General features: G+C 39.8%; 8 protein-coding genes. 2 read left to right on the top strand and 6 right to left on the bottom strand.

Features of this window, described 5'->3' with window-relative positions:
- Positions 1-173 precede the first annotated feature (173 nt).
- Together BLT_RS0103600 and BLT_RS0103595 are read right to left on the bottom strand one after the other, a co-directional pair.
- Positions 174-1,448 carry a four-carbon acid sugar kinase family protein gene (locus BLT_RS0103600; RefSeq protein ID WP_035425429.1) on the bottom strand — a complete coding sequence of 425 codons (1,275 nt, stop codon included), beginning with the start codon at positions 1,446-1,448 and terminating at the stop codon, positions 174-176.
- A 123-nt stretch (positions 1,449-1,571) separates the two neighbouring features.
- Entirely contained in the window at positions 1,572-3,428 is a 1,857-nt protein-coding gene (locus tag BLT_RS0103595) for a sigma-54-dependent Fis family transcriptional regulator (protein ID WP_017726445.1), read from the bottom strand.
- Positions 3,429-3,747: 319 nt separating this feature from the next.
- Here BLT_RS0103595 and BLT_RS22925 point away from each other — a divergent pair, with 319 nt between their 5' ends.
- Positions 3,748-3,837, top strand: a complete 90-nt coding sequence (locus tag BLT_RS22925) for a YjcZ family sporulation protein (protein WP_081599591.1) — start codon at positions 3,748-3,750, stop codon at positions 3,835-3,837.
- 321 nt (positions 3,838-4,158) lie between these two features.
- On the opposite strand, the gene BLT_RS0103585 is transcribed toward BLT_RS22925, so the two are convergent.
- From BLT_RS0103585 to BLT_RS0103570, 3 genes are all read right to left on the bottom strand, one after another.
- Positions 4,159-5,139 (bottom strand): 2-hydroxyacid dehydrogenase, encoded by a 981-nt coding sequence (locus BLT_RS0103585; RefSeq protein ID WP_017726443.1) that lies wholly within the window; start codon positions 5,137-5,139, stop codon positions 4,159-4,161.
- Between the two features lie 302 nt (positions 5,140-5,441).
- Positions 5,442-5,708 carry a hypothetical protein gene (locus BLT_RS24195; protein WP_017726441.1) on the bottom strand — a complete coding sequence of 89 codons (267 nt, stop codon included), beginning with the start codon at positions 5,706-5,708 and terminating at the stop codon, positions 5,442-5,444.
- A gap of 73 nt (positions 5,709-5,781) precedes the next feature.
- Positions 5,782-6,117, bottom strand: coding sequence for a CBS domain-containing protein (locus BLT_RS0103570; protein WP_017726440.1), 336 nt, complete (start codon positions 6,115-6,117; stop codon positions 5,782-5,784).
- A gap of 116 nt (positions 6,118-6,233) precedes the next feature.
- Here BLT_RS0103570 and BLT_RS0103565 point away from each other — a divergent pair, with 116 nt between their 5' ends.
- Positions 6,234-6,995 (top strand): SIMPL domain-containing protein, encoded by a 762-nt coding sequence (locus tag BLT_RS0103565; protein ID WP_017726439.1) that lies wholly within the window; start codon positions 6,234-6,236, stop codon positions 6,993-6,995.
- Between the two features lie 511 nt (positions 6,996-7,506).
- On the opposite strand, the gene BLT_RS0103560 is transcribed toward BLT_RS0103565, so the two are convergent.
- On the bottom strand, positions 7,507-9,627 hold the full coding sequence (locus BLT_RS0103560; protein WP_017726438.1) for a methyl-accepting chemotaxis protein: 2,121 nt from the start codon (positions 9,625-9,627) through the stop codon (positions 7,507-7,509).
- Positions 9,628-9,939: the final 312 nt, after the last annotated feature.

Below are 9,939 nucleotides of genomic sequence, written 5' to 3'. Positions count from 1 at the left end.
GTGTGCCCGACTCTAATCGTAATGGCTTCCCCACTTCCACTATCAGCGTCTGCATCATCAGCGCCGCTCGTTGAATCGGTTGATTCAGAGCCACCGCAAGCTGCTAAGACTGCGATGACCATTGTTAAAGCTAACAACATTAGAAATTTCTTCACTTTACTTCCCCCTTAAAGCTATGTTTGTTTTATAACATTCATTGCATGATGCAATGAAGATCGATGACCAAATGCTCCCGCCTTCGTAACAATAGCGGTATTTCTAAATGTTCCTGTCATAACTCTGCAAAGCGGAATTCCTTCTTCAATCTCTTCCACAACTTCAAGAGAATCGATTCCGAGTTGAAGGCAGGTTTGATAAGCAATATCCCCACCTGTAAGAATAAGTCCAGAAACCTCAACCTCTTTTATCAGCTGGCTTGCGAATTGACCGAACATTGAGGCAATGCGATTGCCTAATTCCAGCTTTTCCATTGATGATTCTCGCGCAAACTGCTCAACTGCATCTTTAGCCTCTTTTGTAAGAAGCGTTGTGACAACAAGGTCTTTTCCAACCGAAAGAATCTCTTTTGCTTTCTCTAGCGCTTCCAGCAGTGCTGCTTCATGATTTTTTAGCAACTGAATTGGGTGAATCGACAGAACGTATGCCCCTTGTTCTTCTTGATAAGCAATTTGTTCTCTCGTCACCTCACTCACGCTACCTGCAATCGTCAAGGTCGGTTGTGCACTTTGCTTGTTAATGATTGGCTTATTCTTAGTAACCACTTTTGGATATCCTGTTGAAAGATGCTGAGCCAGACCAGCTGAGCCCACCCAAAGAACGTTTTCTTGCGATTGAAGAAATTGTGTGACCGTTTTCAAATCTGAATCTGTTTCACTATCAAAAATAATCATTTCTACACCGTTTGCCCGAAGCCTCTCAACTTCCTGCCCGATATTACCTTCCCTTAATGCCTTGATGCTAATAAAATCAACCTTTCGAGTTGTCTGCTCCCCCAATAAAGCAGGAATGAACGATTGTGTCATCGGGAATTTTACATCTTTAGAAAGCTCGCTTTCCTCAAGCAACACGCCATGAATATAATGGTATCCTTCAACGGTTGTTCTTCCATTGCTCGGATAAGCAGGGGCAACAGCACAATAGGAAAAGGATAGTTCATCCATCAAGGCGTCAATTTCTCGGCCAATGTTGCCTCTCAATGTAGAGTCCACTTTTTTATAAAGGAACGATTGACGATCAAAAGGAATCGTTCTTGCAATTCGGCGACTGCGTTCGTAAGCATCTGCAGCAGACAATGCACGAGAATCAGAGTTGATAACGCTTACTTTATCTTTATAAAAAGAAGCTTCTTCAGCTAGCTTTAAGTGAACAACGGTTTGTTGGCCTTTTTTTGCAAATTGAACCCCCGTATCAGTTGCTCCTGTTAAATCATCTGCAATGACGATCATCATGTTTCTCCCTCGCAAAATTTTGAAAATAAAATAAAATTGCTATAAGTCGATTATAGACTAACAGTGTTTAATAATACAATACTACCAAAAACACAAAACGTTGCATTACGCAACGTTTTGTGTTCACTCAATCGACAAATTTTTAATTTTTCGCCAGAGTGTTGAGCGATTAATCCCCAAACGTCTCGCTGCCTTAGACTGGTTAAAGTCCTCCTGCTTCAAAACAGATAAAATAACTTCCTGTTCGATTTCCTCTAACGTTTTATTTTGAAATTGATACAAATTAGACTCTTTCATCTTCTCTTCTTCTTTTATTTTTTTCAGCAAACCCTGTACCTCTTTCCCTTCAACAAAAGGACCGTCACTGATTAAGCACATTTGTTCAACCACATGCTTTAATTGTTGAGCATTACCAGACCACGGAAGCTTCTTCAACTCCTCGATAACATCTGGTCGCAAGCCAGAGATTTGTTTTCCCATTGTTGTATTAGCAGAAGCAATAAAAAGACGAATCAAATCATCAAGATCATCCATCCGTTCACGTAATGGAGGAATTTTAAGGGTAAATCCATTCAAGGCATAATAGAGATCCTCACGAAAAAGTCCATCTTGTATATAAGCTTCTAACGGCTCGGAATTTGCGCCGATAAAACGAATATTTACCGAGATCTTCTCCGTTCCATGCAAACGAGTCATCTGTTTAGACGAAAGAACATGCAACAGCTTACCTTGTATACTTAACGGCATTTTACCGATGGCATCAATAAAAAGCGTTCCTCCATTGGCTAACTCCAAAACCCCTCGGCTCAGCTTACCCTCTTCACTTCCAAATAATTCTCGCTCTAGCTGCGCTTCCGAGTAGGCTTCACAATTTACAAACACGTACGGACCTGTCTGACGTTCACTTTCATTATGAATCGCTTGAGCTAAGCTGTCTTTCCCTACACCAATTTCTCCGTAAATGAGCACCGGCAATTGAGAACGACTGATTTTTTTAGCCGTTTCAATCAGCTGAACCGTTTTTTCTGAGCAAGCGACTAACGAATTAAAGCGGTAGTAAGCACGGTATTCTTTACCTACTTCAAGCTTTTTATTCTCTCCCCTTTTCAAGAGTAGCGCAAAGTCTCCCTTTCGACCATCTTCCGCAAATGGAATGATCGTGCATTGATAACTGACTCCTTTAATCTTCAAGCTTATCGTTGTATCAAAACATTTGTGCTCATCTCTAAAAAGCTGCTCTAAAGTAGGCACAGCTTCCAAAAGCGCATCTACTGTAAATCGCTCAGCTTGTGAAATAAAATCAAAATGAACGTTTGCCTGCTCGTTAGCATACGTGCAAAGATGATTTTGATCAAAAATCAATACCGCATCATCCACATACGAAAAGATCCGTTGTACCTTGTCAAGCGCTTTTTTCTGTCTCTTCATATAATAAACCATTTGTTCAACGTGAGAAATCGTCTCTACAATTGCTTCTTTCCCTGACGTAATTAGAATCCCCTGTATCCCAAAATTCGCCGCTGCGGTTGTTGAAATCACATCACCAATAATTACTTGCACACCATCATTTGAAGCCAACTCAATTTTTTCTTCAATTTCTTTTTCTTCATGAATCGGATAAAAGGTGATATCCATATTAAGAAGCTTTCCAATCATATCGGCCCCTTGGATCGTGTTTAAGTAGCTCATCATACCAATTTTCCCAGAATGCCCATTCAACAAGGTAAGCGTCCGCAAAATGTCATAGCCCGTCAATTGCACCTCCATCACAGGGATCGAAAAATGCTTACGTAGCAGCTTTGCCGTCGCCCCGCGACTAACAATAACATCATAATTCCGGTGCTCCAAAGACTTTGCAACAGCTAAGCCTTCGTCTAAATTCCCAACATATACTTCAAGATCTTTTTTCAATTCTTTATTTACTTCTAGGACAAGATCCTTTAACCCGACATAAGGTGCAATAAATAGAATTTTACACACTGACTTCACCTACAATCTACTGTTGCAATTTTAATCAAATTGTACTGGGAATATGTTTATTTTGCAACTGAACAAAAGCAAAATGAGCGATAAACGTCTCTTTTACAGAATGAGGGTTCAGTTTTAAAACAATCATTTCCCTGTATTATCAAATAAAGACCTTTAGCTTTAATGAATCATTGCTTTCCAACGATTCAGCATTTCTTCTTTTTACTTTCTATTTCTAATAAAATCGACCATCTTTTTTAACTTCCGCTAATATCTTCTACACTTTTTCTCCTCAATACATAAGATGAAGTAGTTCTGAGGAAAGGTGGGTATGTTCATGGATGGCTTTGGTCATGGCTTTGCGTTACTTGTCGTTCTTTTCATCTTGTTAATTATCATTGGAGCTACTTGGTGCTGCTAATGATTTTCAACATTTTGGAGTAACAAATGTTTCATCGAGCACCTCAATTCAGGTGCTCACACATTTATTATTTTTTTAACAACGTGATACACACAAAAGACACACGTTAGATTACAGTAAGTGTAATCTTCTACGTGTGTCTTTCTGTAGAAAAGGGGCTTCAGTTCAAGTTGATGAAACAATGAAGCGCTTCCGCTCACACCCCTTCATTGAAAGGTTGCTCAGTGTTACGTGACAAACTCGTTTCCCTCTCAGTGGAAAGAGCGCTCCGCTCATGCAGATTTCTGTAAACATGTTGACACAACAGAATTGTCTTTTATTTTATTTTATCTCCCACACTTCTTTATTAAGTAAGCACGGGGGACGATTCCCTTGCATGCCCGCTATGATATTTTTAGCTCCTAGCAATGCCATCTTCAATCGTGTCTCAGCTGTGGCAGAGCCAATATGTGGAAGTGTGACAACATTTTTCATCGTTAAAAATGGATGATCGGGTTGAATCGGCTCTTGAACAAAGACATCCAAGCCAGCAGCCAAAATTTCCCCATTTTGCAATGCACGTATTAACGCTGCTTCATCTACCGTCTTACCTCGAGAACCATTAATAAAAATCGCTTCCTTTTTCATGAGCTTAAATTCTTTTTCTCCCATGAGTTTTTCTGTCTCAGGTGTAAGAGGGGTCATTAAGCAAACAAAATCTGATGTTTGCAATAGCTCTTCCAAATCACTATACTTCGCATGATACGAAGCTTCCGCTTGCGCGTTACGGGAGCGGTTATGATAAAGAATGTTCATATCAAATCCAAGATGGGCTCTTTTGGCAATAGCGGCGCCAATTTTACCCATACCAATAATTCCGAGTGTTTTATGATGTACATCTACACCAAACAGATCTTCTCCGATTGTTCGATCCCATTGCCCTGATTTTACATAGCGATCCAGTTCTGGCATACGACGAGCAGTCGCCAGCAGCAACCCAAAAATCGTATCGGCTGTCGTATCATTGAGCACTTCAGGTGTATTGGTCGCCATAATTTTTCGTTTCGTTAACTCGATTATATCAAGGTTGTCATAACCAACCGATGCATTCGAGACCACCTTTAACTGGGGCGCTTGCTCCAACAGCTCCTTGTCTACTCGTAAGCCTGATCCGAATATGGCGTCGGCATCCTTTAGTTCTGTTAGAAAAGAAGGGTATGTATTTTCATCAATGTTCTCAAAATAAACAATTTCGCAATGCTTTTGAATCAAATCCAGAACTTCTTTAGGCATTTTTTTATATACGATTACTTTTTGCTTCATACGTACCACTCCTTCTTCAAACAGGTAATTTTCCACTTTTCATAATTATCTCTTATTTTACTAAATTTCTTAATCATTAGATATTTTTTCTTTCAGTATTCACCCTTCTCTCTTGACAAAAAACATTTCTCAACTTCGTTCGACAAGCGCTGGACCTCTTACTAAAGAGACCTCGAGTGGCGGGGTACTTGCGCTAGGCATCATCGCATTTATCCTTTCTTATCTTCACACAAAAAGGAGTTAACATTTTAACCATGTTAACCCTCTTTTGCTCATCTAGATTTCCTTTATAAAGACCTTTCCTAATAACCTCCATAACCTCCATAACCGCCCCATCCACCATAGCCACCACCGTAGCCACCACCGTAGCCGTAAAATGGGTAGAAATAAGGGTGATGATAAAACGGAAACGGGTAGAATGTCGGATAATAAGGATACGGACGCGGACGTGGACGAGGTCTTGGTCCATACCCATATTGTCCTGAAGGCTGATATCGCATATCTAAACGCTCGTCAGAAAAATCATCATTCATGTATCCATTCTCATGCATCATGTTTTGATTCTCCATCATTTTCCTCCTTAAAATGTCTTGGTACACTTTAGGTATATGCACTAGGAGAAAGAATGAGCATGTACATTTTTTAGACTAATGCAGATAATACAGACACACGGGAAATAATTCCTTCTAGTTTATTTTCATCATCTATTACAGCAATCGGGTATTTTGAATCGGTCGCTTTTGGAATTAAGTCCTGTAAATAAGCTTCTTTATCCGTCGTATAGTAATTTTCAATTAATATATCTTTCAACGTTTTATTTTCTTTAATCGCTTCAATCGTGTCATCGATGGTCACAATTCCTTGTAGCTTCCGTCCCGTGTCAACGACAAACACACTTGAAATCCCATTCGAACGCATTTCATTGATGGCTGATTTCAACCCTTCCTTTAAATAAACGATTGGATTTGGGTTAAGCATAACATGATAGGCTTGTAATACTTTTGAGCGGTCACTGAAAATAGCAGGCTCGCCTTGTAACCTAGATACAACTCCCTTCGTTTCATTCTTAGGAAATGAAAAGGGGGTTATATATTATGGCTAATAAGCATTGGCTACAAATTGGAGGAATTGCTTTAGCGCTTGTAGCGCTGTTTCTCGTCTTTCAACCGACCGTTAACCCGTCAACACAACAAGCTAGTAACGCGGAGACTATTAATGGTGCAAAAACAGGAACCTTAGTCGTAAGTGGAGAGGGCGAGGTGAACATGAAACCAGATATGGCCTACCTAAATTTAGGAGCTCAAGCGATTGCTTCATCTGCAGAAGAAGCTCAGAGTCAGGTTAATGAACAAATGAATGCAGTTCGCCAAGTATTAGAAGAATACAGCATTGCCGAGGAACAGATTCAAACCGCATACTTTCACGTATATCCTCAGTATCAACCAAGCTCTGAAGGAGGTTCGAATGCTGAGGAACAGTATCGTGCAGAGCATGTTTTAGAGGTGGCGTATCACGACATCGATAACCTTGGTAAGCTGATCGATGCCGCATCACAAGCAGGAGCAAACCGTGTCGACCATATTCGATTTGGCTTACAAAACCCTGAAGAAGCAGAAAATGAAGCGTTACAACTAGCCATCGAAAATACGGTGTCGAAAGCAAGTGTTATGGCAGAAAGTGCAGGCAAACAACGGGGAGAAGTCATTCAAATCACCGATCAAGCAGCACAAATGAACTTTCCAATGCAGGAATACGCACTGGCTGAATCAACCGAAGCTAACTCTGATTCAACATCGATTGAATCTGGTGAAATTCAAGTGACAAAACGTGTGGACGTCATCTATCGCTTGCAATAAATGTAGCTAAGCAACGCGTTCATTTCTGGCCCAAATAAAAAGCGGCTGCACATTAGAGAGTTCGACTTTTCCTAAATCGCTCTTCTATCAACCTCTTTGCTTATGCAAAGGGGCTTTTCTTATTGGATGAGTACAGGAATTCACCGTAATGTTGGGGATTTGCATCGATTGATTGGTCCAAGCTAATTATAAAAATTTAACATATTGATCCAATTTCGAAAGGAGTGAATCATTTTTGTCCAAAACGACATTGCATTTAAATTTAAGAGTTGACCCTACCCAATATATTTCACAAATACGAGAAGTTCCAGGCTATTGCTAATTTATTTGGATCTTGAGCTCTTAGATTTTTTAAATACTTTTCTAGAACATGTAAAGAAGATGGACGTTAAAACTTATAATGAATGGACAAAACCTCTCATTTTGCATGAGGATGCTTCATACTGAAAAAGAATAACAGTAGGCTCGTCGAAAACTAGAGGCCTACTGTTATTTTGTTCTTTCTAAACAATTAATGAACGTCTCTTTTTTTGAGCGTTTCGGTTTCAGAAACTGTATCGTTATTGGTATCTGCTTCTGCATTTGTATTAGCATCAATATTTGCATTTTCTTCAGTATCTACATCTGCATTAGTATCTGTATCTGCATTAGTATCTGTATCTACACTACTGCTCTCTAGCTGAAATTTATTTACCTCTTGGAGCAACGATTGCGACAAGCGCAAGAGCTCAGTAGCAGATTGATTCACTTCTTCAATCGCCTGAATTTGGCTCTCACTTGAAGCTGATACTTCTTCACTAGATGCTGCAGATTCCTCAGACACAGCGCTAATATCCTGCATAGCAGAGACCAGTTGCTGTGATGATTCATTTACTGCCGCCAGCGCTCTACGAATTTCCTCCGTACTTTTTTCAATAACACCGACTTGATTTACGATATCATGAAAGGATGTGAGCGTTTGTTGAACAGTCCCTTCCTGCTTTGTATTATAGATTTTTAATTTCTGAGCTTCTTTCGTTGAGATTGAAATCTTTTCGTTAATGTTGGTAATGACTTCTTGAATATTATTTGTTTCGTCTTTCGTTTTCTCGGCGAGCTTGCCAACTTCATCAGCTACCACTGCAAACCCTCTACCAGCTTCTCCAGCACGTGCAGCTTCAATGGCTGCATTGAGTGCAAGTAATCCCGTGCTATCTGAGATCTCTCCGATCGTCTCAAGAATCGTAGAAATTTGCTGGGACTGATTGGCGACTTCCTGAACACTCTCAATCAACGTTTGCGCCAGCTCTGTATATTCTTTTGAGGTTTGATCTAATTCATTCACCACTTCAATGCCAGCTTTTCCTTTTTCGCTTGTCGTTTTTGCCTGAGCTGCAATCTGTTTTGCATGGTCATTTACATTATTGATTTGCGATGACATTCCTTCAATTAAGCGGGAGCCATGTTCAATATCGCTTGATTGCTTTTGAGCACCAGCAGCTACTTGTTCAATCGCCTGATTGACTTCATGTGTTTGTGCAGTGGTCTGTTCAGATACCGCTGACAGTGTTTCAGATGAGACGGACAGCTGATTGGCAGCTTGTTTTACGTTGAGTAGAGAGCTTTGCACATGACCTGCCATCTCGTTAAACGTGAGCGCAACCTTCCCCATTTCATCTTTAGATGTGTTGTTGATGCGATGTGCCAAATTTCCGCTTCCAATAATCTCTGCTCCATTTTGAAGCTGCTTCACTGAAGTGGAAATCGATCGGAAGGAAACAAAACCAATCAAAAGAAGCAGCAAGAGAATCCCTCCACTGACAATGCTCATAATAAGCATGAGTAGACTCATCAGCTGTTCTTTCTCCTGGATAATCGCATGGTTTTCCTCTTCTAGTACTTGATTGATATTCTGTACCTCAAAATCTATCGTTTCAATAATCGTTGTAAAAATTTGCGATGTTGAAATTTGACTAATGATAAGTTGTTGTACACTCAAAAAAGTATCAACATAAGAGCGAAACGCCTCCAGTAGCGATTCTTGCTCCCCTCCTGAGTAGCCCGCTCCAATATATGCCTCCACTTCTTGTGTTAGTGTAGAAAACCCATTGACAGGTATGTGATCGGCAATAAAATCTTTTTCCATCATCAGGATCTGCTGAAATAACTGTAACGCTCCTGTATCACCTTGATCCCTGAGCATCGACTCAAATTGGCTCGCCGCCTCATTTAACTCCCCTCTCATACCAGATGATGGATTATATCCCAGTTGTTCTTGGCTCGTAACGAGATCCTGAAAATGATTATCATACATCGTCGAATATTGGAGCAGTACACGACTACTTTCATTGATCGTTTCGTCATCGATTAACTGGTCAAGCTCTTGAATACTCGATTGAAGCAGCACAAGCTCTTGTTCCACCTGATTTAAGTTTTCATCCCTAAAGCTTTGTAAAAACTCTGACTCGTTCACTCGCGCCTGATTAGCATGGATTAAAATATCCTGTCCTAACTGCACTGCTTGAACAACACGCTCCATCTCTTCGTCCATCGCCTGTAGCTCATTATAAGCGTAATAGACGCACCCCAGTAATAACACAAACCCAATAATTGCAGTAATAATAATTCCTAAAATTTTATTACGTATGCTCATCTTGTCCTCCTACTATCGAATAAATCTTCCCCCTGTTATTTTTAAATGATGCATAAAACAATCTAAACAAACAGCGTAAACGCATTCAAAAAAAAAAGAAATCTCTACTACGTTTCGTAGTAGTTATTAAAGTCTTGAAAAAAGTTTGAGTAGTTAAAATGTTAAAAAAATTTAATTCCTAAGAATATTTAATTATGTAGTCACAACAACCCTTGCATCCAAATTTACTAAGTCTTTAATACCATACCATAATAAAAACGATTGGATAAAGTGAATTTTTTAAATTTTAAGGATTTTTATATTGGATTTTTG

It is taken from the genome of Halalkalibacterium ligniniphilum, from assembly GCF_000334155.1.
In the GTDB taxonomy this organism is placed as follows: domain Bacteria; phylum Bacillota; class Bacilli; order Bacillales; family Bacillaceae_D; genus Halalkalibacterium; species Halalkalibacterium ligniniphilum.
The sequence above is the reverse complement of the archived record's forward strand: the minus strand, read 5'-3'. Positions and strand labels throughout refer to the sequence as shown.

Bases quoted from the DNA above. Each gene is read 5' to 3' on its own strand.
- BLT_RS22925 (WP_081599591.1), top strand. From the start codon at position 3,748: ATGTTCATGGATGGCTTTGGTCATGGCTTTGCGTTACTTGTCGTTCTT.
- BLT_RS0103560 (WP_017726438.1), bottom strand. From the start codon at position 9,627: ATGAGCATACGTAATAAAATTTTAGGAATTATTATTACTGCAATTATT.
- BLT_RS24195 (WP_017726441.1), bottom strand. From the start codon at position 5,708: ATGGAGAATCAAAACATGATGCATGAGAATGGATACATGAATGATGAT.
- BLT_RS0103585 (WP_017726443.1), bottom strand. From the start codon at position 5,139: ATGAAGCAAAAAGTAATCGTATATAAAAAAATGCCTAAAGAAGTTCTG.
- BLT_RS0103570 (WP_017726440.1), bottom strand. From the start codon at position 6,117: ATGCTTAACCCAAATCCAATCGTTTATTTAAAGGAAGGGTTGAAATCA.
- BLT_RS0103565 (WP_017726439.1), top strand. From the start codon at position 6,234: ATGGCTAATAAGCATTGGCTACAAATTGGAGGAATTGCTTTAGCGCTT.
- BLT_RS0103600 (WP_035425429.1), bottom strand. From the start codon at position 1,448: ATGATGATCGTCATTGCAGATGATTTAACAGGAGCAACTGATACGGGG.